This window comes from Pseudomonas sp. NY15437 (genome assembly GCF_048068435.1).
GTDB classification, from domain to species: Bacteria; Pseudomonadota; Gammaproteobacteria; order Pseudomonadales; family Pseudomonadaceae; genus Pseudomonas; species Pseudomonas nitroreducens_B.
Genome location: NZ_JBLUQC010000001.1, coordinates 664,198 through 687,476 on the forward strand (window position 1 = coordinate 664,198; position 23,279 = coordinate 687,476).

The 23,279-nt window shown below is 56.0% G+C and carries 17 protein-coding genes; 11 read left to right on the plus strand and 6 right to left on the minus strand.

Features of this window, described 5'->3' with window-relative positions:
- Positions 1-85 precede the first annotated feature (85 nt).
- Positions 86-490, plus strand: a complete 405-nt coding sequence (locus ACNFIA_RS03140; protein ID WP_416782839.1) for a hypothetical protein — start codon at positions 86-88, stop codon at positions 488-490.
- A gap of 468 nt (positions 491-958) precedes the next feature.
- Positions 959-1,294 carry a hypothetical protein gene (locus ACNFIA_RS03145; RefSeq protein ID WP_416782840.1) on the plus strand — a complete coding sequence of 112 codons (336 nt, stop codon included), beginning with the start codon at positions 959-961 and terminating at the stop codon, positions 1,292-1,294.
- Between the two features lie 394 nt (positions 1,295-1,688).
- Here ACNFIA_RS03145 and ACNFIA_RS03150 read toward each other — a convergent pair whose 3' ends face one another.
- A complete protein-coding gene (locus tag ACNFIA_RS03150; RefSeq protein WP_416782841.1) occupies positions 1,689-2,117 on the minus strand; it encodes a helix-turn-helix domain-containing protein in 429 nt (142 codons plus the stop codon).
- Positions 2,118-2,298: 181 nt separating this feature from the next.
- Between ACNFIA_RS03150 and ACNFIA_RS03155 the strand changes: the two genes are divergently transcribed.
- From ACNFIA_RS03155 to ACNFIA_RS03165, 3 genes are all read left to right on the plus strand, one after another.
- Positions 2,299-2,637: a YkvA family protein gene (locus ACNFIA_RS03155; protein WP_416782842.1), complete on the plus strand. Its 339-nt coding sequence runs from the start codon at positions 2,299-2,301 to the stop codon at positions 2,635-2,637.
- 119 nt (positions 2,638-2,756) lie between these two features.
- Complete coding sequence (locus ACNFIA_RS03160) at positions 2,757-3,047, plus strand: hypothetical protein (protein ID WP_416782843.1); 291 nt, start codon at positions 2,757-2,759, stop codon at positions 3,045-3,047.
- Positions 3,048-3,193: 146 nt separating this feature from the next.
- Positions 3,194-3,370, plus strand: a complete 177-nt coding sequence (locus ACNFIA_RS03165; protein ID WP_416782844.1) for a hypothetical protein — start codon at positions 3,194-3,196, stop codon at positions 3,368-3,370.
- Positions 3,371-3,408: 38 nt separating this feature from the next.
- Here the strand turns inward: ACNFIA_RS03165 and ACNFIA_RS03170 are convergent, their stop codons facing one another.
- The 3 genes from ACNFIA_RS03170 to ACNFIA_RS03180 all read right to left on the minus strand — a co-directional run bounded on the left by ACNFIA_RS03170 (position 3,409) and on the right by ACNFIA_RS03180 (position 6,258).
- Positions 3,409-4,470: a reverse transcriptase family protein gene (locus ACNFIA_RS03170; RefSeq protein ID WP_416782845.1), complete on the minus strand. Its 1,062-nt coding sequence runs from the start codon at positions 4,468-4,470 to the stop codon at positions 3,409-3,411.
- Positions 4,471-4,513: 43 nt separating this feature from the next.
- Positions 4,514-4,768, minus strand: a complete 255-nt coding sequence (locus tag ACNFIA_RS03175) for a hypothetical protein (protein WP_416782846.1) — start codon at positions 4,766-4,768, stop codon at positions 4,514-4,516.
- A 617-nt stretch (positions 4,769-5,385) separates the two neighbouring features.
- Positions 5,386-6,258 (minus strand): helix-turn-helix transcriptional regulator, encoded by an 873-nt coding sequence (locus ACNFIA_RS03180; protein WP_416782847.1) that lies wholly within the window; start codon positions 6,256-6,258, stop codon positions 5,386-5,388.
- 119 nt (positions 6,259-6,377) lie between these two features.
- Between ACNFIA_RS03180 and ACNFIA_RS03185 the strand changes: the two genes are divergently transcribed.
- From ACNFIA_RS03185 to ACNFIA_RS03205, 5 genes are all read left to right on the plus strand, one after another.
- On the plus strand, positions 6,378-6,623 hold the full coding sequence (locus tag ACNFIA_RS03185; protein ID WP_273234944.1) for a hypothetical protein: 246 nt from the start codon (positions 6,378-6,380) through the stop codon (positions 6,621-6,623).
- 175 nt (positions 6,624-6,798) lie between these two features.
- Positions 6,799-9,024, plus strand: coding sequence for a hypothetical protein (locus ACNFIA_RS03190; protein ID WP_416782848.1), 2,226 nt, complete (start codon positions 6,799-6,801; stop codon positions 9,022-9,024).
- A 437-nt stretch (positions 9,025-9,461) separates the two neighbouring features.
- Positions 9,462-11,879 (plus strand): DEAD/DEAH box helicase, encoded by a 2,418-nt coding sequence (locus ACNFIA_RS03195; RefSeq protein ID WP_416783013.1) that lies wholly within the window; start codon positions 9,462-9,464, stop codon positions 11,877-11,879.
- Positions 11,880-11,932: 53 nt separating this feature from the next.
- A complete protein-coding gene (locus tag ACNFIA_RS03200; RefSeq protein ID WP_416782849.1) occupies positions 11,933-14,965 on the plus strand; it encodes a site-specific DNA-methyltransferase in 3,033 nt (1,010 codons plus the stop codon).
- Complete coding sequence (locus ACNFIA_RS03205) at positions 14,962-18,105, plus strand: BPTD_3080 family restriction endonuclease (protein WP_416782850.1); 3,144 nt, start codon at positions 14,962-14,964, stop codon at positions 18,103-18,105. The genes ACNFIA_RS03200 and ACNFIA_RS03205 overlap by 4 nt, the downstream gene beginning before the upstream one ends.
- Positions 18,106-18,109: 4 nt before the next feature.
- Here the strand turns inward: ACNFIA_RS03205 and ACNFIA_RS03210 are convergent, their stop codons facing one another.
- Positions 18,110-18,412 carry a hypothetical protein gene (locus ACNFIA_RS03210; RefSeq protein ID WP_416782851.1) on the minus strand — a complete coding sequence of 101 codons (303 nt, stop codon included), beginning with the start codon at positions 18,410-18,412 and terminating at the stop codon, positions 18,110-18,112.
- Positions 18,413-18,481: 69 nt separating this feature from the next.
- Here ACNFIA_RS03210 and ACNFIA_RS03215 point away from each other — a divergent pair, with 69 nt between their 5' ends.
- Complete coding sequence (locus ACNFIA_RS03215; protein ID WP_416782852.1) at positions 18,482-20,719, plus strand: NERD domain-containing protein; 2,238 nt, start codon at positions 18,482-18,484, stop codon at positions 20,717-20,719.
- 139 nt (positions 20,720-20,858) lie between these two features.
- On the opposite strand, the gene gyrB is transcribed toward ACNFIA_RS03215, so the two are convergent.
- Entirely contained in the window at positions 20,859-23,276 is a 2,418-nt protein-coding gene (gene gyrB, locus ACNFIA_RS03220) for a DNA topoisomerase (ATP-hydrolyzing) subunit B (protein ID WP_416782853.1), read from the minus strand.
- Positions 23,277-23,279: the final 3 nt, after the last annotated feature.

Here is a 23,279-nt window from a genome sequence, read left to right on the forward strand (position 1 = left end):
GGACGACGCCGGCCCACGCAGTGGCGCGGTGACCGAATCAGCCGTGCTCCACCATGACCCGCCAGCGAGTGAGCAAGGACGCCACATGGAAATCACCTGTCCCAAGTGCAGCAAACCGACCACCTTCAACGTCACGGAGGCGATCAGTTGCAGCCACTGTCAGACCAGCTTCCACACCCTCAAACTCGCCAAGAAGACCATCGTCGCGGCCTGGGCGGCGCTCGCCATCGGTGGCTATGCCGGGCACAAGATCGACGACCTGTTAGAACCCCATCGCTATCCCGTGGCGATCGAGTACGCCTTGATTGAAAGTTGCACCACGGGGGGACGGGACATCGACTACCAGCGCGTGGCAACCACCAAGTTCCGGGTGTGTGCCTGCGCCCTAGAAAAAACCCAGAAAACCATCGACTTCAAGCGCTACCAGGGCGAGCCGATGGCCTTCTGGAACGCGATGCGGGCTGCCGCCCCCAGCTGCGTGGCCCCGTGAGCATGCGCGCGTGGCAAGCACTGGCACTTGGCACGCGCGCTCACGCTACAACCCTAAGTCAACGTCCGCGAGGCCCGTTGCCGCGTCCGCCCCCCGATGGATTTCCGGTGGTGCTGGGATAATTGCCGCCCGGGACACCCGTGGCGGGACGGCCACCTGATGGCGCACCTTTGTTCCCAGCGCCCTGTCCGGCGCCGCCCTTGCTGCCACTGCTGCCACCTTTCGCCATGTGTTTACGCTCGCATGAGTCCGCCGCCTTTTGCGGCTGCACAGCGGCTTTTTGAGCGCGCGACGAAAAGCCATCCGTCGCCACCTGGCCACCCTGCTTGAGCGCCTCGGCGCGCTGGATTCGGGCAGCGGCCGCTTGGGTCATAGGTTTTTTTTGGGTCATACCGGTCTCCTTGAGTTAGCACCACGCTTGGTGCATGGTCGACTCTAAACAGCGGCCAGGGACAAACGGGGACAGCTATGGACGAGGTCAAACAACTGCAAGCCCTCATCAAGCAAAGGTTGTTAGAGACAGGTTTGAGCCAGGCCGCGCTGGCCGAGAAAATCTTTGTCGAAGACCATGACGACGACAATGCCGCCGCCTTGGTGCGCTTCACGGCGACGCTGAAGAAACAGCTGAATCGCCCCTCGACCTCAGCGAAAAAGCTCCGCCGCTACCTGGAGATCCTGCTGTCTGATCGACGTGGCTTAGAAGGTCGCTATCCTGCGATCGCCTCAGCGCATCTGCCTAAGCCGGTGCTCGAGCAGATGCATCGACTCTCCGCAGAAATCGACATTCTGCTGCAAGGGCAATGAACTGACCCAATGCATGCAGACGACGGCGCCAAGCCCTGAACAAGGCCATTGAGCAGTAGACGTTGCTGGCATCAGTGCATTCGGCGCTGCAGAAACATTTCGCGTCCTGCACGAAGGGAGCGCCTGGCGCCTGGAGCTAGACCACAGGGTGAAGTAGCCACCGGTGCACTCGCAACGCGAGCCAATCTGCCTTTGGCCGCCGCTGACAGCAGTGGGGCAGTTTTGCACAGGGGCGTGGATCAACGCTGGCAGTGGGGCATTGCCCGTTCAGGGCATCGGGTTAATAGGCCGCCGTCATGTTGCGCCGTGCAGACTCAGCAACCCAGCTCATTCGACTGACGATAACGTCATCATTGCCATCTCTTGCTAGCGTGCCTGATCGCTCGAACGGCAGTCATTTCTTGAAAATGGACGCAATGTAGGAGCTGACCCCCCCTAGAGCGATCCCGGAAAGCGCGCCTAGACCGACGAGCGAGAGCTTGGAAATCTGGCTACTGCCTACCACCCAGTGCTCCTGATTGGCCTTGAGCTCTTCTTCCGTCGGCAACTCATACACCACCTGAATCCCCTGATTCTCCAGGCCGGCGACCCTGTCGTCGACCACCTTCATCAGCTCCCACAGCTTGATGTTCAAGGCTACCGACGCCTTTCCTAAATTTTCCAAGGTACAGGCTCGGCCGAGCTCCATTCTTCCCCACGTCGACTGCGTCAGGCCGGCAATGGCGGCAACCGACGCCTGGGTCATTACCCGCCGCTCGCGTTCTTCACTCAGTACCGCCCCAATGACCGACGCGTAGGTCGCGCTCCTAGTTGGAAGGCTCATAGCCGTCTCCTCGTCGTTCTAATCGCCGCAGCATACCACGCAGTGGTTGTAACTCAAATTCGGTGTGCTTACCTCAAAAAGATATCTAAACCCACTTGACGGGTTAATAATCCATGAACAACTATTATCTCACCACGCGCAGATACGGCCGTGGCGCCAACGACCTCATAGGAGAAAGAACATGACCACCTTCGAATCCAACGCAGACGATTTCAGTGAAGGCAACTTTTGGGCAAAGGTAGCCACGTACGCTAAGAAGGCCGGGAGCAAAGTCATCCTGAAGGCACTTGAGGTGTACTACATCTCAAGCGATGAGAAGACCCCGACCCCGGTCAGGGCCTTAGGCTTCGGCGCATTGACCTATTTTGTGTGCCCGATTGATCTGATTCCTGATCTCGGCCCACTCGGGTACGTCGATGACATGGCGATGCTGATGAGCGCAGCGACGGCCTTGGCCCCCTATTTCACCGATGAAATTCGCCAGAAGGCCCGGCAGACATTTGCGGCGATCTTCGATTGATCCACGCCGGGGCTACGCGCCAGCCCCTTGGCTGGCCCCGTGGCGATGCGCTGTAGCCCGCGCGTTGTCCAGCCGCTATTCACGACAACGGTATTCAAGGCCTGAAAAGGAGCTCGATGATGAGGCTCTACGTTAGAGCTGTTCCGCTCATGCTGCTGTTATCCACCGCAATGCTCGCCGTGGCCGGTAGCTATGAGGATGACCAACAACGCGCCGAAGCCTTGATGGCGCAGTGTGTCCCGGGCAAGGCATTGCAGTCGGATGAATGCCTGGAGGGCGGCCGGCTCTGGGACGCAACGTCAGCGCGCCTCCACCGGGACATCGCCGCCAGCCTGCAACAGCAAGAGCAGGCCCGCGAACGCGCCCAGCAAGATGAGCAATGGCGAGAACAGGTCAGAAGGTCGCAATAAGCGCTGCGCAGAATAGGACGTTATGGTGAATCGCCCCCCACACCTGAACCAGAGCTGGTAACCGCTCGCCCGATGGCGGTATCCGGCTTGCAGCCCTGCGCTATACCAGAACCCTGGGGACTGGTTTGACGCGAGGGTAGGGGGCCATGAAAAGAGCCATCGAGCAGGAAACGTTGCAGGCGCTGGTCGAGGCCGGGGCGGCGCGGGAGTTTCGCGTGCTGCGCGAAGGCGAGGCCTGGCGCCTGGAGCTGCGCCTCGGGGTGAAATGGCTACCGGTGTGGCTGTGGCGCTCACTGACGGCAGTGGGGCGTTTCTGCGCATGAGTGGGGATCAAGGCGCTGATGGTGGAACTCTAACCCGCCTACGCCTCCGGTTCGACCCCCTGCGCCGCATAGCGCTCTAGGAGCGGCACCTGGCAACGCGCTTTCAAGGCCTTGAGCCGCAACTTGTAGCGCTCCCCATCGGGGTGGCCACAGGCAATCAATCGTCCGACATGCCCCATCACTCGGCGAATCGTTGGCTCTAACTCGGCCCAGCTAGCCCCTTGGCTTGCTTGATCTTCAGCCTGTTTGACCGCTGCCCGGATGGCTTTGCGTTCTGCCTTCGGCAGGCCGGGTGATTCATTGAAGATCGAAAGGCCAGTAACCGTCAGGGGCTCAAACTCTGCTTTCGCCAGGATGGTTTGGCCGCGTTTACGCACATGCAACTTGGAGCGTTTTTGCTGACAGCCTTTCTTCGCCAGCATGTCAGTCACTGCTGCCACCAACTCCGTCAGCACTGGACGCTCCAGATGAGTCATGGCGGAAATCGTAATGTCATCGGCAAAGCGGGAATACTGGAAGCCACGTGCACGCAGGCGTGCTACCAGGGCCGGTTCGTCATCCCAGAACACCAGGTTGGCCAGATAGCCGCTGGTACTCGCCCCCTGCGGGACGACACCCTCGCGGGTGGTGAGCAATGCCAGCAGCTGTGCCACCTCGTCGGAAAAACCGAAGAGCCCGGAAAAAATCTGCTGCACATGCTCCACGCCGATGGAAGGGAAGAAGTCCTTGATATCCTGAAGCAGGATAGTTTTCGCCTTCCCGTGTATCCGGGCATTGGAGTAGATGCTACGGGGCGCATTGGGATCTTTGATCCCACCATGGAGGTAATCGGGGTAACGAACCCGAACCAAAAAACGGTCAACGATTTTGCGCTGGATCGCTTTCAGCGGCTCGTAGGCATCGTAAGTGTCACGCGCGCTGCCATCTTTCTTAGTTTGCGGGACATGGCGGTACAGATTGGAGCTGCGTTTGGCCAGGCTCTGAAGCAGCTCGACAGACTCTCCTAGCGCTAGCGAGAGGGCCTTCAGGCTGTGAATGGGTTTAAAGGGGTAACGCGGGGGCATCCATGTCCTATCCCAGAATGACGTGAGGCCGATCATCTGGATCGGCCTCACTGGAATTCGAATGATGTGGTTTGTTGCGTCATGAGGTGATTACCTCAAGGATTTCCTCCACCTTCAGGAGGAAGTCATCCCAAGCGGATTCCGGGTCTTCCAGGATCCATACCGCAAGGCGCTGAAGGCCAATTTTGGCAGCAAATTTTGCCACCTTCTTCAGCCATTTGACTCCTTTACGTTCCGGCTCTTGGCGAGGCTCGGTTCCACCTTTGACGCGGGCATCTTCAATGTTGTGCATGCGCTGATCGGTGCGACCGACAGCATTCTTCAAACGTTTCATGGTTACTGCTCCAGACGGGCGAAATTGCCCCGCCGCCAAGCACTTCGGGCCGAATGGAACTTTGAAGATGCCGCTACAAACCACAGTTCTGCTTATCAAGAATTGATAAGCCGTCCGCCGCCTTACTGTCGCTTAGCCGATGAGACCTCGCTGATAACCACGTGACGTTTGCCACGTGACCCTCAGCGCTACGTACATCGGGGCGACGACAGGTGTGGGGCGAAGGTAGCCCTGGAGAACACCAGAGCTGGCCAGTTTCCTGACCACCAACTGCAAGCCCGATTCATAACCATGTTTAAAGAGCACCTGGGCGGTAACACCCAGCCAACCTAGTTTCACAGAGCCAAGGGGCAGGTTCAACCTCACATTGACCCGATGATTCAAGCGGCATTGGCCATTACTGCATCGCAACAGATACCTGTACCAATCGTTTACGCACGAAAAGTCGACAGGTCGATCACTCCAACACATACCGGTAGGGTCATCATCAACACGACCTGGAGGTGTTCAATGTGGATGCTCAGCTCAATTGATGCAGGATTGCTCGCAACAACTTTAGGCGGCGTCTTTTGGCTGCTCGCCCGGATTGCCTACGGCCCAGCGGAATAACTCCCTCCCTAGGAATACAACCAAACGCCCAGTTCATCGAGGTTGCTGACCACAATCTGTTGGGCGCTGGCCTTGGACTGCACCTTGTGCGGGTCAATCTGATAGCGCTGGAGCACGTACTGCACCAGTGCCCCACGAGTCGCGACTCTAAGCTGCCCAGTCTGCATCCCAAAGTCCGCCTCAATGATGCTGCGTTGGTCAGGTTTCAACCGAGGGTCGGGCTCTATCACCACTTCGACCGCACTGTTCCAACCGTCATCCGCATCGCGGCCTTGGCCTGACTCGCCCAGCACGTCCAGCTCCCCCCTGAAGCGACTCAAGACAAAGTCCCGATAGTCGCGGTTCTTTTCGCAGTAAGCCCGAACGTGCCAGCGCATTCCCGTGTAGACCAGGGTGTGCGGAGCAATCAAGCGTGTTTCGGCTACGGGATTAGCCAAAGAAACGTAGTCACACTCAAGTCGCAACCCCTCACGACAGGCACGCAACAGTGGGCGAAGAACTTCGGGCTTAACCGAGCGATCCGGCACATTCAGAACTTCGGTATGCGCATAAGCCAGCGCTAAGCCCTCGATGTGGGGTGCTCTCTCGCTGTTCTGGTTCAGCAAATGCAAATAGGCACTGGCGCTGTCATCAATGAATAGCGGACTGAATCGGCGACTGGGTACGTACCCTTTGATGTGCTTGTCGTAATCCAGGTTATCGGGCGCGTAGTCCGCCAGGTAGCTATTGATGTCTTTCGAGGCCTGTTGCCGACTGATGCCGAAGCTCTGCATCAAATGGCCCGTAGTTAGACGCCCTTCCCACAAGGCGATGGTCTCAATCAATCGGTAACGTAGCGCCAGATCCCAACGAACACTGGCTATGGATTGCTTGCGCTTCATAGGGGGCATCCTGCTCAGAAAGTTTACCTGTTCATGTAACCAATATTTCTATGTCGCCAAACCTTACATAAGGTGTCCCTGGCAGTTCAATCCGGTCGGCAACCTTCACGGGAGACCACATGGATCAGTGGGTTTATGGAGAGCTAGCGGTGCTTTCCCTCATGGTTTTTGGCTTATTTGGCATTGCGATGGTGCAAAAGAACCGGGCAAATCAGGTGCTACTTGCCGGGCAAACCCAGATCAGCGAGCTACGTCGCCACACGATCATTCGATTGGAACACGAGAATGCCGAGCTGAAATCCATGCTCAGAGCACATAAGGGCCAGGTAGCCCATCTCTCAAGGCTCCTTGAGTCCAGCTGGTAGGTGTTGGCTGATCGGACAATTAATTGGTGCTCAGCTGGCTTTTTGCCTTTACCCACAAAGCCGGTCTGGATAATGTGATGAACGACACAGGATTAAGCAGCGGGGGAGCGGTCAAGGCGCTACCGCTCCAAGACCATAAAAAGCTGAACTGTGTCGTCACGGAGTCGGAGTGGAAATGGATTGGGAATCGCTGTTAGACGAGCTTTGGCGCCATGCGGCATCAGATCCTAACGAGCTGGAAGCTAAAATTCGTGCGTGCCTGAAAGGTCATTCCTCGGATGGCCTTCTTCAAGCCATTGCGCTTCTGATCACCCAAGGCCAGCACGCCACAGCTCGAACGCTTCTCAGCGAATTCCTTAAAAATCATCAGGCAGCGGACGACATAAGACGCCGCCTTGAGCTCATTCTGCATTTCAAAAAAAGTCGAGCGCCCCAACCGCCTTCGCTCAAAAGCAAGCAACGTAGCAAAGAAACCCTACTCCACGAGGTCAATGACCTCGTTACCTCGGGCAAGCTTCAAGCAGCAGAGTCGCTCCTGCTAGAAGCCAATGAGTCTGCTGAGGAACCTGACTATCTAAATCTGCTTGGCCGCATATATATGCTGCAACATCGCCCGCTTGATGCGGCCAAGGCAAAGCAGCGGGAACTGCTGCTTAAGCGCCAACAGCAGGCCTTTGTTGAAACAGCTCCAGTAGAGTCAGAAGACGACGACCTACCAACAGCTAGCGACCTAGCATTTCTAAACGACTCAGCCACTTCATTGGCCACACTGGAACTCCCATCGGTGCCCAGTGCCCAGACCTCGACGGTGGCAGTCGACAACGAGCTCAGTTTCATTCAACAGGCTGCTGCCCAGCTCCCGCCCTTAAACCAGGACGGTTGGTGGGAAAACCATGTTGAACCCACCTCTATTGAAACGACTGACACGAGTGAGCTCACAGTTGCTGGCGAGGAGACCGGCGCTCTTGATGCATCCTCGGCGATTACAGAGGATGTGGAGGAGCAGGTAGGTGAAGACGAGGCCTTTTCGCCCCCCCCTAAAAAGCCCCTTCTCAAACTTGGCTTGCCAAGAAAACCCACTGAGCCCGGCGAATCGAAGGCCAGCGTCAAAGTATTCAATAAATCGGGACGACCTCTAAGAATCATCCCTACATCACCGTTGAGCCCACCGGGGCCAGACACTGATGAGCTACCCGAGCCGCCGGATACTGCTCCAGTTCCCGAAGAACCTGTCATCCCCTCCGAGGTTCATGACGAGATCCTCGACGAGTACGATGATGATCTTCCTCAAGATGTACTTGAGCTGGACGTACCTAGTCCGGTGCAAATGGGCCTGGGGCTTGAAGACCCTGAAGATGACATCGACTTCGATCATGACCTGCATGATCTGACCATCATCGAGCTGGGCAAAGAACACGACGGGGACACCAACGCAGCTCTGGATGACTTCCGTGATCTAGACGATGACTACGCTGCCTATGCCTTTGACCCGGATGAAGTCTTCGACAATGAGGAGCCGGCAGCAGCCGAATCCACTGATTGGCTGGCAGACAAGCTTTCCCGTGAAGATCGCGCACTTCAGAAAGCTGCGGAACTGATTGGAAAAGCCAACTGGCCACTCAGCACACTGCCCTTGGTTCAGCAGATTTTTGTCATGAGCGGCTGGGGGGCAACTCGTCTTGCATTGGAGAGAGAGATCGAAAAGGGGCTCACTCCTGAGGAGCTGATCCTTGCTGCGCACATCAAAGTGATCTGGGCCGAAAACGATATCTACTGGATCGCCTTCGATAAAACCGGCAGTAGTCGCCTGTCCTACTACGTTCTGTCCTGGCCGACAGCGCTGCTGATCGTGCGCTCCTTTGAGTCGCTTCCCCAAGTAGAAGAGATCGAGGTCTTCCTCGAAAACCTATTTGCGTCCTGGTACGAAAACAGCACATTGCGCCGCGCGTTTAAAGCCTTTGCACGCTACCTATGGTTCAGGTTTGCCAACCTGGAAGGTTGCTTGCCCGCCAGCCAGCACTTTGATTTCCATGATCCTCGCGAGCTACCAGCTGAGGAATACAGTGATCTGGGACTTTGCGACACGCTAGAAATCGAGAAGACCGAGCGCCTGCGGGAATTTGGTGTTTTCCAGACAAAGCATCCCCAGGAGCCCAGTTGCTACTTCAGTGACAAGCCCTATGTCAGAGAAGAAGAGCCAAGCCTTAATGCCTCAGGGAAAAGAAAGCAGGTGAAGGCTGATCCCGCAGACACAGAGCCTCTTTCAGATATCGCGGATGACACCGCAGGTATCGACGGTGTTGAAGAGGATTCGGCTGTGCCTCAATGGTCAGCTGCACCGCTCGCATCTGCCTTGCACACACAGAATATCGACCAACCTTCGCCAAGCATTGAGCCGTAAGGATAAAGGACTAGCCCATGAAGCCCCTCAAACTCTGCCACGTTCCTGGTTGCTGGGTCAGCCAGACTCTACCCAGCGGCCAGGGCGAACGCCGGGGCATCGTCAAAATGGCCATTGCTAAAGAAGCCGAAGATCAGCTTCAGGTTCACTGGTTCAGTCCGGAGAAGAAACTGGCCTATGTCGATGCATCTGCCGTGCGCTCAGGCTTTCAAAATGGCATGGACGTAGTCGACGAAACACCTGGTAGCGGTGTTCGCTCACTAGGGCAGGGCGTGATCATGCAGCAACGCACCTTGGCGGGGAGCGAGCAAGTCCTTGTCGACTTTCCTGAGCGAGGCGAACGCCATTGGCTGCCCTATCAGTACCTGCGTCAGGTGAAGGGCGTTAAGCATCGGTTTGTCACTGCCAGTAAAGGCGAAGCGGTCGATGCGGAACGCATGCGACTGCGCATGCTCGCCCATGCCATCAAGGTATGGAATGAAAACACGGGGGCCCTTTCTCACCTAGAGATTGAACCGCTACCTCATCAGATTCACTTGGTGCACCACATTATCGCCTCCGGCAACTACAACTGGTTGATCGCTGACGATGTGGGCCTTGGGAAAACCATTGAGACCGGAATGCTCCTGCATGCGCTACGGCAACGAGACCTGATCAAACGCATCTTGCTGGTTACCCCCGCCGGCCTGACCAAGCAGTGGCAGGAAGAGCTGTACCACAAGTTCAAGATCGAAGACTTTGAAATCTATGGTGAGGACTTTTTCATCAACGAGCCTCGCCAATGGAAGATGCACGACTGTGTCATTGGCTCCATGGATCGACTCAAGCAGGAGGGTCACTTGGAGAGCCTGCTCCAGGCTGAGCCCTGGGATCTGGTGATATTTGACGAAGGCCATCGACTCAGCCGTCGCCAGTACGGCCAGAAGCTGGACAGCTCTGAGCGCTATGACCTGGCGAAAAGCCTACGTAGTCAAACCGAGCACATGCTTTTGCTAAGTGCGACCCCTCACCAGGGCATGCAAGACAAGTTTGTCGCGCTGCTGGAACTGCTTCGCCCCGAGCGACGCACCGACCTCATGGCTCTCAACATCAAGCCAGAAATCCTGCATGACATGGTGTTCCGCAATCACAAGGCGGATGTAACGGATGCAGAAGGGAACTTCATCTTCCAAGGCAAAATTACCAGTGCCTTGCAGGTGCCCAGCAGTAAGGAATCCATCGAATTCGATAAAACCCTTCAGGACTATCTGCGCAAAGGCTATGACGCGGGTGAAGCACTGGGGCGAACCGGTAACGCCATTGGTTTCGTGATGACCGTCTACCGCAAGCTGGCAGCCTCCAGCGCGGCGGCTATTCACCGGGCGTTGTGCAACCGCCTTCAGCGCCTGCTCGACGATGAGGCCAACGGACTCTCGGATGAAGAGCCCAGAGACCAACGTTATCTGGGTGAATGGGAAGAACAGTTCACCAGTGATGCCCGCGAGTTCTTCGCTGGTGAAGTGCAGCTGCTTAAAGACTTGATTGCCGAAGCAGCAGCACTGAAAGCAAACGACCTCAAACTAAAGCTGTTTATCGAGGACATCATCGGCAAGATCCACGCTGCCAATGCCGATGAGAAGGTGCTGATCTTTACCGAATACCGCACCACTCAAAACTATCTGCGCGAAGCACTGGCTGACCACTATGGCAGCGACCAGGTCGAGCTCATCAATGGCTCCATGCAACATGCTGAGCGACGCGAGGCCATCAAGCGCTTCGAGGAGCAAGGCCGCTTTCTGATTTCGACCGAAGCAGGTGGGGAAGGCATCAACCTCCAGAGCAAATGCCACGTCATGGTCAACTATGACCTGCCCTGGAACCCAATGCGCCTTGTACAGCGCATCGGCCGCCTGTATCGCTATGGGCAGCAGAAGAAGGTTGTCGTGTTCAACATCCAGCAAACCGACAGCCTGGATCAGAACATTGTCGATCTGATGTATGCGCGAATCGACAGCGTGGTGACTGACTTGGCCGAGGTTCAGCGGCATGAGTTCAACGAAGGCCTGAAGGATGAAATCCTTGGCGAGCTGGCCGAGCTAATCGACGTAGAAGACATCCTGCAACAGGCGACAAAACTCGGCATAGACCGTACCCGTGAACGCATCGACGAAGCGCTAAAGCAGGCACGCACGGCTGCCGCTATACAGCGAGAGTTGTTTGCCCATGCCGCCACCAGCGACCCCAATGAGCTGCGCGATGAGCTCGAAATCACCGTCGAGCACCTCTACAGCTTTGTTCTGGGAATGTTCTATCAGCTAGGTATCGAGGTCGCAGAGCGCAGCCACAAAGAGCGGTTGCTGCGTATCCGATTGTCCGAGCAGGTGATGCGCGATATGGGGCTGTCCCCGAAGGCCTCACAACGCATGGACGTGACTTTGGATCGCATGCTGGCGGCCAATCGCCCAGACACCCACATGCTCGACCTCAACTCCAAGCTGATGCAGTACCTGCTGAGTAAGGCCTGCGAGTACGACTTTGGTGGTTTAGCGGCGATGCTCCAAGCACCAGAGCTTGAAGAGGGTGCTCTGCTTGGGGCCATGCTGCGCTGGCAAGGCCCACAGGGCAAACGCATGCGACAGGAGTTTGTGGCCATTCAGGTTAACGATGGCCAAGCCAAATTGAACCCCGCGAAAGTGAGCCAATGGTTACTGACACCAGCCAAGCACAGCAGCCTAAGCCCTGATGCGGAGGCCTCGAAGCTGCTTTTCAAAACCGCAGAAGAAATGGCTAGCCAGCGATTGGCTGATGCCAGTAACCGCTATCTGATACCCGAGAATTTGGACTGGGCTGCCGCAGGCTGGACGCAGCAGCACTGAGTTCGCACACTTCTGGCCGAAGCGCCGCCCCGTTTTAGTTAAGGAAGAACACCATGAGTCAACACGACGCCAACCTACACGAGCTGATCCTTCAATTGATCCCTAAGGACGGCAGTAGCATTGGCAATATCAAGCTTCAGCAGCAGCTGAGCGAAGTAGCAGCGTTCAGCTTCACCGAAGAGGACTACTGGCGGGTTCGCGATGCCTTGATTGCCGATGGTGTGCTGGGTAAAGGCCAAGGTCGTGGTGGCTCGGTTTTTCTGGCTCAGCCCCCTGCTAGCAAGCCTTCATCACTATCAGACCAGGCAGTCACCAAGCATCTTCCGCAGCCTGAAGCCCCTCAGACGCCTGCGAATGCTGCTCTAGGTGCAGACCATTACGGCACCTATCAGTACGACACCAAAGCCACCAGTCGCCCAGATGTCGGCGTGCAAGAGCAATTCAATGCCAGAAAGCCGCCTAAGCAGTATCGCTATGACTCAAGCCTGGCGCCCGAACTGTGCTGGGATGAAAACGCTGAGCGTGACTTTGCTGAATGGCTGCTCAACCTGGTGGCTGAAGCCGCAGAAAAAGGCGAGGCCAGCGTCTTTACCGAAGAGCAAGTCTGGAAAGGCAATGGCGAACGCTTTAACAGCCTGAGTCAGTGCGTGGCACGCCTCAAGAGCCTGACCCAGCCCTTCCTCAACTGGGCAGGAAAAGCTGAGCGCCAGCAGATTAGCGTCCCGGCTGTGCCTCTGTTTGTCCATGAACGGCATTCGACGCAAAACATCCTGAAGACGCTTGAATCCCACCGGGCTACTTTCACCACATTGGATTTATTTGGCGACAACGCTGCCAAAGATATTGCCGACCAACTCGATGCTTACACCCATAAGGAACAGTGGGCCAACCGCCTGATCCTCGGCGACTCCCTGCAAGTGATGAACTCCTTGCTGGAGTATGAAGGGATGGGAGGGCAAGTACAGATGCTATTTTTCGACCCGCCTTACGGAGTTAAATTTGGATCAAATTTTCAGCCATTTGTTCGCAAGAGAGAAGTTAAGCACGGCAAAGACGAAGAAATGATTCGCGAACCAGAAATGGTTAAGGCGTATAGAGATACTTGGGAACTGGGGCTTCACTCATATCTGAGCTATATGAGAGATAGGCTTTATTTGGCGCATAGCTTGATGGCTCCTAGCGGGAGTGTTTTTGTTCAGATTTCTGACGACAACCTCCACCATGTAAGAGAAGTTTTAAGCGAAATTTTCGGCGAACATAATTTCTGCGGATTAATAGCGTTCAGAACGACTGGTGGCCAGAGTACATCTTTGCTTTCAACATCTACTGACTTTTTAGTCTGGTACGCAAAAGATAAGAACCAAGCAAAATCTAAATTTAATAACCCAGCGATATCTAAGTACCCAGAATCTGGAGCTATTGGCCAGTATGTCTTTCTAGAACCGGGGGATAAATCTCAAGAGCCCCGAAGGATGACAAAAGAGGAGCAGGAAGGTCTTGAACCATTTCCAGAGGGTTGGAAGGTATTAGCACACGATACGCTTTACTCTCAGGGAGCGCCGTCTGACCCGGCAGATCAGTATTTTGAGTGGAATGGGAATACATACAAATGCCCTGCAAATACCCACTGGAAACCTGGTGTTAAGTCCGGTGGTATGCAGCGCCTAGCCGAAGCAAATAGGCTAATGCTGGTTGGAAACACTTTGCGCTATAAAAGATATATTGATGACTTTCCCGTGTACTATCTAGATAACGTCTGGGATGATACTGCCCGCAGCGGTTTTTCACGGAAGAAAGAATATGTTGTTGAAACTAGCGAGAAAGTCATTGAACGCTGTATTCTGATGGTTACAGAGCCAGGCGACCTAGTTCTAGATATAACATGCGGGTCTGGAACATCTGCTGTTTGCGCAGAGAAATGGGGCCGCCGTTGGATTACCTGTGATACATCAAGAGTTCCACTTTCCTTAGCCCGCCAACGGCTACTGACAGCAACCTTCCCATGGTTTGACTTAAAAGCACCTGATAGAGGCCCTGCCGGTGGATTTATTTATAAAAGGAAGCAAAACCGAAAAGGCGAAGAAGTTGGTGGTCTAATTCCAAGGGTTACACTTAGCTCTATCGCAAATAACAAAGATCCTGAAACAGTTACTCTGCCTGATCGACCCGAGAAGATCGACAACATTACCCGCGTCTGCGGCCCCTTCACCGTCGAAGCCACCATCCAAGCCGCTCACTCCCTGGAAGTAGAGGGAGCCACCCAGGCAGCAGAGCAAGCCGCTGGCTACAACGCACGCAGTTATCTGGATCGCATGATCGATATTCTGCGGCGCAGTCATAATCTGCGCTTGCCGGGTAACCGCAGCCTCAAACTTGAACAGGTTCGCGTACTGGACAATGACTTCCTGCACGCCGAAGCAGTGGACGAGCAGGAACAACGTATCGCTATCGTCTTTGGCCCTGAGGACGGTGCGATTAGCTCCGACCAGGTGTTCGAAGCTGCTAGCGAGGCGTACTTCCTCAAATACAGTCAGCTGTTCTTCTTTGGTTTTGCCATCCAGGCCAAGGCGCGTGAGCTGGTGGATGACCGCAAGCGCCTGCGTTTGCCCTGCACCTACATCAGTGTGACACCGGACGTGGCCATGGACGATCTGCTGAAGACCAGCCACACCGACCAGCTGTTCTCCATAACCGGCCTGCCGGATGCGCGCATTGTGTCTGCCGGGCTGCGTGATGATGGCCGTGCGATGTACCAGGCAGAACTCCTGGGGCTCGATACCTTCCGCCCTGACACGATGGACACAGAATCCGTGGAACCCGAGAACCTGCCGTGCTGGATGCTCGATACCAGCTACAACGGCATGGCCTTCTGTGCCAGCCAGGTGTTTTTCCCGCGTACCGGTGCCTGGGACAACCTGCAAAAGTCACTCAAGGGCCAGTTTAATGTCAGCGTATGGGAGCATTTGGCTGGTACCACCAGTGAACCCTTCGTTGCAGACAGCAAAGGCCAGATTGCCATCAAGGTTATCGACGAGCGCGGTAATGAGTTGATGCGCGTATTGAACGTGGCGGAGGCGGAGCAATGACCGGACGTACCGCCGTACCGGTCAGCGAAGTACCGGAACCCATTATCAACTCACCTTACGTCGAGCCGACTCACCACTGGCAAGTGGCTGTCGGTAAATCACCCGTCAAGGCAGAGGGCCGCCGCCCAGCTTACTACTTCTACCGGGTGCCAGAAGGCGCCGGTACTGGCCGCAAGAACAAGCGGCAGGCCGAACTGCTCGGTGAAACTGATGTTGGCTCGCAGGAAGAGTTAGGACAGGTCAACCTGATCCGACAGCGCCTTAATGAGTGGCGAGCGGGTAAGTTGACGGGCACACCTTATGACGGCGCCTCTCGGGTCACCAAGGAGCTAATTGAGCTGTGGCGCTCCAAAGATCGCGGGCAACGTCTGTTCTTTGCCCAGATTGAAGCAGCAGAAACCATCATTTTTCTGGTGGAGGCCGCAGACGTTTATAAGAAGGGCCTCGTCGGCATTCCGAAGGACGAACCAGGCCCTGAAGGTAAAGCCAAGGGACTGCGCGCTTTCACGCGTTACGCCAACAAGATGGCAACCGGTTCCGGTAAGACCACTGTGATGGGGATGCTGGCTGCCTGGTCGATTCTCAATAGAGTTGCAGCGCCGACCGATGACCGATTCTCCGATACGGTGCTGATCGCCTGCCCAAACGTCACCATCCGCGAACGCCTCAAAGAACTCGATCCACTGCTGGGCGACTTATCGCTCTACCGCACCCGCCAGTTGGTGCCCGTACAGCGCATGGAAGAGCTACGCCGAGGCGAGGTGATGATCGCCAACTGGCACAAACTCGCCAAACTGGAGAGCAACACCGTCAATGGTGACTCGGCCAAGGTCGTGAAGACGGGCGAACCGGTTGAGATCACCAAACAGTCGGGGAAGGACAAAGGCAAAGTCGAAGTTAAATACTTTGAGTCCGATGCTGCCTGGTTCAGGCGCATACGCCAGGAGTTGGGCACAGGTCGCGGTCGTAGCCCACATTGGCTGGTATTCAATGACGAAGCACATCATGCCTATCGTCGTGGCGATAACATCGATGACGAGAGTGAAGCCTCACTCGAAGACGACAAAGACACTGCCAAGAAAAACGCCAAAGAAGCGACCATATGGATCGAAGGCCTCGACCGTATCAACAAGCTGGCCAATGGTCGTAGGAACGGCATCAACCTCTGCATCGACCTCTCCGCCACGCCGTTCTATATCCAGGGATCAGGTAATGAGGTCGGTAAGCCTTTCCCCTGGATCGTTTCCGACTTCGGCTTGCTCGACGCTATTGAGTCCGGCCTGGTGAAGATTCCGGAACTGCCGACGGCGGACGTGGGTGGCACTGAAGAGGCTGCCTATTTCAACGTCTGGCGCTGGGTGGAGGCCAAAGCCGAAGAGGACGGTCACGGCAAGAAGCTCACTCCTCAGCTGGTCATGAACTACGCCAGCACACCGATTACCTTGCTTGCCACTGACTGGCACAAGAAATTCCAAGAATGGGAGCTACTCCATAAAGAGAAGCAACGTTACCCCATTCCTCCCGTTTTCATCGTGGTCTGCCGTGATACCAAGGTGGCGAAGGAAGTCCATAGTTGGCTAGCCGTTAACGAAGGCGGCTATGGCGAAGCACCTGAATGGTTCCGCAATGAGCCGGGCCGAGAGGTCACAGTACGAGTCGATTCCAAGATCGCCGAGGAGATGGAGGCTGGTAGTGGTAGCGATGAGGTAAGGCGTATGCGTTTTATCCTCGACACTATCGGTAAAGCCAAATGGCCGGGCGATAAAGTGCCTGAAGAGTGGTCAGAGCTGGTGCGCAAGCACAATGACAAGCTCAACAGCGATGACGAAGAGGAAGAGGAAGAGGGCGATACCCACGGCTTGCAATGGATCGACGAGCGTATTCCGCCTGGTCGGGACATTCGCTGCATCGTATCCGTAGCTATGCTGGCGGAGGGCTGGGATGCCAACACGGTGACCCACATCGTTGGGTTACGTCCGTTTGGCTCACAGCTGCTCTGCGAGCAGGTTGTAGGGCGGGCATTGCGGCGTGCGAGCTACGTTGTTGATGAAGAGACAGGGCTCTTCACAGAGGAAACGGCCAAGGTCTTTGGTGTTCCATTTGAGCTCGTTCCCTTCAAAACACGGTCTGTTGGCCCTGCGCCTGTACAACGAGAGCAGCACCATATTTTCTCAATGCCAGAGCGCGAGCAGTACCGCATCGACTTCCCCATCGTCATGGGTTACCAAGAGGTCAACCAATTCGACGTCGTGGTCGATTGGACTCAGGTAGCTCAGGTCACCATCGACCCGATGACGCTGCCGACAACCGTTCAGGTTGGACAGATGGTCGCACCGGATGGACACCTGACGGCTTTTGGTGCCGGTAAGAAGTCATCCGTAACGCTGGCTGAATGGCGCGCGCTGTTCCGCGATCAGCAGGTGGCCTTCATTCTGGCTAAAGAAATCTGTAAGCAGTGGCGCATGGAGCGCGGCGACAGTGTGCCAATAGGAACCTTGTTTCCAAAGGTGCTGAATGCCTGTGCGCGGTTCTTACGAGAGAAACTCGTTCTTAAGGGCGACTCTTGCGCCTGTGATGTACTGGCCAGCGGTAACTATACCCAGTCAGTAATCGGCAGCCTCTACAATGCGTTGCAGAGTGGTACCGAGGAGAAGCACGGGTTCTTACCGGTCATTCCACAAGGATCTGCCGGTCTCGGAAGCACGCTATACGTGGACTTTCATACGACCAAGCCTGTACGCACGGTCACTAAGTGCCACCTGAACCTGATGGTGGCAGACACGAGTAAGTGGGAGCAAAGCGCAGGCTTCCTGCTCGATATCCATCCTGGCGTATTGAAGTGGGTGAAGAATGACCGTTTAGGCTTTGCCATCAGCTACCGCAAACAGAATATCAAGCACAGCTACGTGCCTGACTTTATTGCCGAGCTGGATATCGGGCTGCAGGTCATTATCGAGATCAAGGGTCAATATAACGACGACGCGGATCTCAAGGCCAAGGCAGCTCAGCGCTGGGTTGATGCAGTAAACCGCAGCGGCGAGCACGGACTATGGCATTACCTAGTGGTTCAGGATCCCGCCAAGCTAGGGATCGAGCTCAATCAGTTGAGTCTGGAAAAGCTTCAAGGAAACGCGGCTTAACCTCTCACAGCCAGTGAGAAGGAATCTCCAGGGAGTAGTTCTTGGCCACTGTACTCAGAGTGGCCAGGATCTCTTGGTGGCGCTTGGCATCTTCAGGCTTCCAAGATGTTTTCCGATCCAGCAGCCCCTTCAACTCGACCAGGTTGTACATCCCCAGCCGGTGAAAATTCCCCCAGCTGGCAATTCCAAACAGGTTGTAAATCACCACGGTGGAATCTCGCTCGCTGGCCAGGCGCTTTTCGCCAACCAGCTTTTCAACGGCTTCCTTGGCATCGTCATGGTCGTCGTAGGTATTCAGCAGCTTCACAGTCTTTATCTCATAGAACTCATCCTCCATTTTACCGGATGGGTTTGATGGCAGGACAAGGAGAAAGTCATGGCTAAGCACGTCCCCTTCGCCAAAGCAGTCAACGCCGCAGAGGAGTGGGCATTTTCTCTGCTGGAAAACTCTCTCCCGGATCACTATTGGCTGCTGACCAACATCGAGCTGCTTACAGAAACCGGTCAGGCAATGGAAATTGATGCGGTCGTCGTCGGTGACTGGGGCGTGTATTTGATCGACGTAAAGGGCTACAGCGGGACGCTAGAGGCAGGGAAGGACGTTTGGCTACTGGATGGTCGCCCTGTTGATAACGCCTTGCGCAAGGCCAACCAGAACTCTCGTGTGCTTGCGGGCCGTATCCGTAACCGTGCAGGAATTGGTTTGTATGCGCCATGGTGTCAGGGCGTGGTGCTTGTGACCGGAGACAAAGGGCATAGCATCTCGCTCATCAAAGATGAGCCCTCCCTACAAGTGTGGACGCCAGACAGGATCATCAAGGCGTTGACCAGTGCAGAGGGGCTTACAGCCACCAAAGCGTATGAGTTGATCGATGCTCAGCGTGAACTTGTCCTCGCCACTCTTGGGCAATTGCGTCAGCAGATAGCTGAAAGCAATAGATTCCAGCAGTACCAAAAAACACAGTGCCTGTTGGATCAGAATGGCCTTGAGCTATGGATGGCTGAGTATCGCCTGGAGAACTGGAACTCCAAGTGGATGCTGAAAATCGTAAACCGCCCCAATTGCGCAAGCCAGGAGCGGCGCGAACAGCTACAAACGCAATTGCGTGACGAGTTTCGGTTACTCCAAGAGCTGGCTGGGTTAACCGGTGTGACCTATAGCGCACCGCTGATTGATGACGGTGAGCTGATGGTTCTGCCAATCAGCATGCCCAAGGGAAAACCACTTTCGCTGGTTGATCTCCCGGAGTATTCCAAGGAGTCAGCCAGGTCGACGCTGATTTCTGCCTTAACAGCGATCCAGGGCATCCATCGCCGTGGCGCCACACTGGGTAGGGTTTCCGCAAACTCGATCTATCTCACAGATGCGAGTGAGGTTTGCTTCATCGATGTCCTGAACAACCATAGCGCTGGCGACGACATCAACCTCATCACCTCGCTGTTTAAACCCTTGGTCGACACTCTTCAGTGGGAAATCTCCGAAAGCAACGATGCAGATAGGCAGGTAACCTCAGAGCGCTTATCACACTTGATAGCAAGCCTTATGAGCGAGGGCGCTTCAACTGCACTTGCCTCATCAGACGCTCCTTTTGAGGCTGAACCAGGAGCAGTTCTCGACAATCGTTATGAATTGGTCGAGCAGGTCGATGAAGATGCTTTCTCAAGCATCTGGCGGTCTCGTCACGTCGCTGGACGCTTCGATTGTGCGGTTCAGATCTATGATGATGCAGATGAAGCTTGGGAGCTTGTGGCTGATCAATATCATCGGCTCGCTCAGATCTACCATCCCGCACTGGAGCGGGTTTTCGATCTTGCTCGAATTCCCAACACCAATGCGTACTTCATCAGTCGCGCATGGACGAGTGGCGAGGCGCTCTTCGATCAAGCATCTATCGGTACAGAAGAGTTCCGGCAGTGGCTGGAGCAATTACTCGCGGGCCTCGGCTACCTACACAGGCTTGGATTCACCCACAGGAACATAACCCCGCTGAATATCCTTGTGGATGGCTTTAGAGCTACCTTGGTTGGCATGAGCTCCCTGCCAGCCGAAGATCGTCGAGTGGGTGATCTTCGTTACAAATTTCCAGGCGTTATCGAGCGGGGTTGGTCTGCTTTTGCAGATTTGTATGCGCTTTGGGCTTCATTGCTAGATGGCTTACAGCCCGGCGTATTGAAGCAATCAGGGGGCGACCTTGAGCGAGCAATACAGCAAATCACTCACCCTGCGCTTAATGATGAGCTGAAAGCCAAAGTAGCGAAGCTACTGCACGAAGGCACAGCGTTCCATGCTGATGACTACGTTGCATGGTTCGGTTTGGACATCGCTACCCAGCAGGCTAAAGATCTACCTGAGGCATTCGCAAAAAGATGGAGCATCAGCAAGGGCTACATGACGTTCTTGGTTGTGGACATGTTGAACGATCAACGCCCCCGTATCCGTAGCCAATGGGTTATCGATGCGTTGAGAACCAGGTGTATACCGGGAAACAGAACCAACAAAGCCTCAATGAATGCGACCTTCAGCAGAATGAAATCAGCCGGGATCGTTGAGGAGTACAAGACTAAGCATCGCCTGACTGAAGCCTTCTTGGCCGACTGGAACGCAGTCCTATAGCTCCTTCAGCTAAGCAAAAAGCCCCTGCTGACGTAACCCAGCAGGGGCTTTTTCGTAGGTGGCCACAGGTAAATTACTTTGGCCGAACCATTTAACTTTGACCGAAACGGCAAATAACTTTGCCCACCTACAGCGGCGGTCAGACGTCCAGGTTGGACACCGCCAGGGCGTTGCTTTCGATGAAGTCGCGGCGCGGCTCCACGGCATCGCCCATCAGGGTATTGAACAGCTGGTCGGCCGCGATGGCGTCCTCGATGGTGACCTTCAGCATGCGGCGCACGTTCGGGTCCATGGTGGTTTCCCACAGCTGATCCGGGTTCATCTCACCCAGACCTTTGTATCGCTGGATGCTGTGGCGCTTGGTGCCTTCGGTCATCAGCCAGTCCAGGGCTTCCTTGAAGCTGCTGACGTTCTTCTTGCGCTCGCCCTTCTGCACGTAGGCGCCTTCTTCCAGCAGGCTGTTCAGCTTGCTGCCCAGCTCGGTTACCGCGCGGTAATCGTTGCTGGCGAAGAAGTCGCGGTTGAAGGTGACGTAGTTCGACAGGCCGTGGGCGACCATCTCGACTTCCGGCAGCCACAGGTGACGCTCGCGGTCTTCGCGCAGGCTGACCTTGTAGGTCAGGCCGGACTTCTCGACGGCCTTCAGGCGCGCCTGGAACTGTTCGATCCACGCCTGCATGGTGGCTTCGTCACCCAGCTTGTCGGCTTCGATGCGCGGCAGGTAGATGAAGTGCTCGGTGAGGTCCTGCGGGTACAGACGGGACAGGCGGGCGAGGGTACGCATGACGCCACGGTACTCGTTGACCAGCTTCTCCAGCGCTTCGCCGGACAGGCCCGGGGCGCTTTCGTTGACGTGTACGCTGGCCTCTTCGAGGGCCGACTGGGTCATGTACTCTTCCATGGCCACGTCGTCCTTGATGTACTGCTCCTGCTTGCCACGCTTGACCTTGTACAGCGGCGGCTGGGCAATGTAGATGTAGCCGCGCTCGACCAGCTCCGGCAGCTGGCGGAAGAAGAAGGTCAGCAGCAGAGTACGGATGTGCGAACCGTCGACGTCAGCATCGGTCATGATGATGATGTTGTGGTAGCGCAGCTTGTCGATGTTGTACTCCTCGCGACCGATACCGCAGCCCAGCGCGGTGATCAGCGTGCCGACCTCCTGGGAGGACAGCATCTTGTCGAAGCGAGCCTTCTCGACGTTGAGGATCTTGCCCTTGAGCGGCAGGATCGCCTGGGTCTTGCGGTTACGGCCCTGCTTGGCAGAACCGCCCGCGGAGTCACCCTCCACGATGTACAGTTCGGAGAGGGCGGGGTCCTTCTCCTGGCAGTCGGCAAGCTTGCCCGGCAGGCCGGCGATATCCAGCGCGCCCTTGCGACGGGTCATCTCACGAGCCTTGCGCGCGGCCTCACGGGCGCGGGCGGCGTCGATCATCTTTCCGACCACGGCCTTGGCTTCGTTCGGGTTTTCCAGCAGGAAGTCGGCGAAGTACTTGCCCATCTCCTGTTCCACGGCGGTCTTCACCTCCGAGGAAACCAGCTTGTCCTTGGTCTGCGAGCTGAACTTCGGATCCGGCACCTTCACCGAAATGATCGCGGTCAGACCTTCGCGGGCATCGTCGCCGGTGGTGGCGATCTTGAACTTCTTCGCCAGGCCTTCCTGCTCGATATAGTTGTTCAGGTGGCGGGTGAGGGCAGAGCGGAAGCCTGCCAGGTGGGTGCCACCGTCACGCTGGGGAATGTTGTTGGTGAAGCAGAGGATGTTTTCGTTGAAGCTGTCGTTCCACTGCAGGGCAACTTCGACGCCGACGCCGTCCTCTTCGCGCTGGCAGTTGAAGTGGAAGACCTGGTTCACCGCAGTCTTGTTGGTGTTCAGGTACTCGACGAACGCACGCAGGCCACCCTCGTACTTGAACAGCTCTTCCTTGCCGGCACGCTCGTCGCGCAGGACGATGCCCACGCCGGAGTTCAGGAAAGACAGCTCGCGGATCCGCTTGGCCAGGATGTCCCAGCTGAAGTGGATGTTGTGGAAGGTTTCCGGGGACGGCTTGAAGTGCACCTCGGTGCCGGAGCCATCGGTGTCGCCCACCGGGCGCAGCGGGAACTGCGGCACGCCATGGTGGTAGACCTGCTCCCAGACCTTGCCTTCACGGCGGATGGTCAGGCGCAGCTCGTGGGAGAGGGCGTTCACCACCGACACGCCGACGCCGTGCAGACCACCGGAGACCTTGTAGCTGTTGTCGTCGAACTTACCGCCGGCGTGAAGGACGGTCATGATGACCTCGGCCGCGGAGACCCCTTCTTCCTTGTGGATATCCACCGGAATGCCGCGACCGTTGTCGCGCACGGTGATGGATTCATCGGTGTGAATGGTGATGCTGATTTCGCTGCAGTAGCCCGCCAGCGCTTCGTCGATCGAGTTGTCCACGACCTCGAAAACCATGTGGTGCAGGCCAGTGCCGTCGTCGGTATCACCGATGTACATGCCCGGACGCTTACGTACGGCATCCAGCCCCTTCAGTACCTTGATACTGGAAGAGTCGTAGGTGTTCTCGCTCATTCT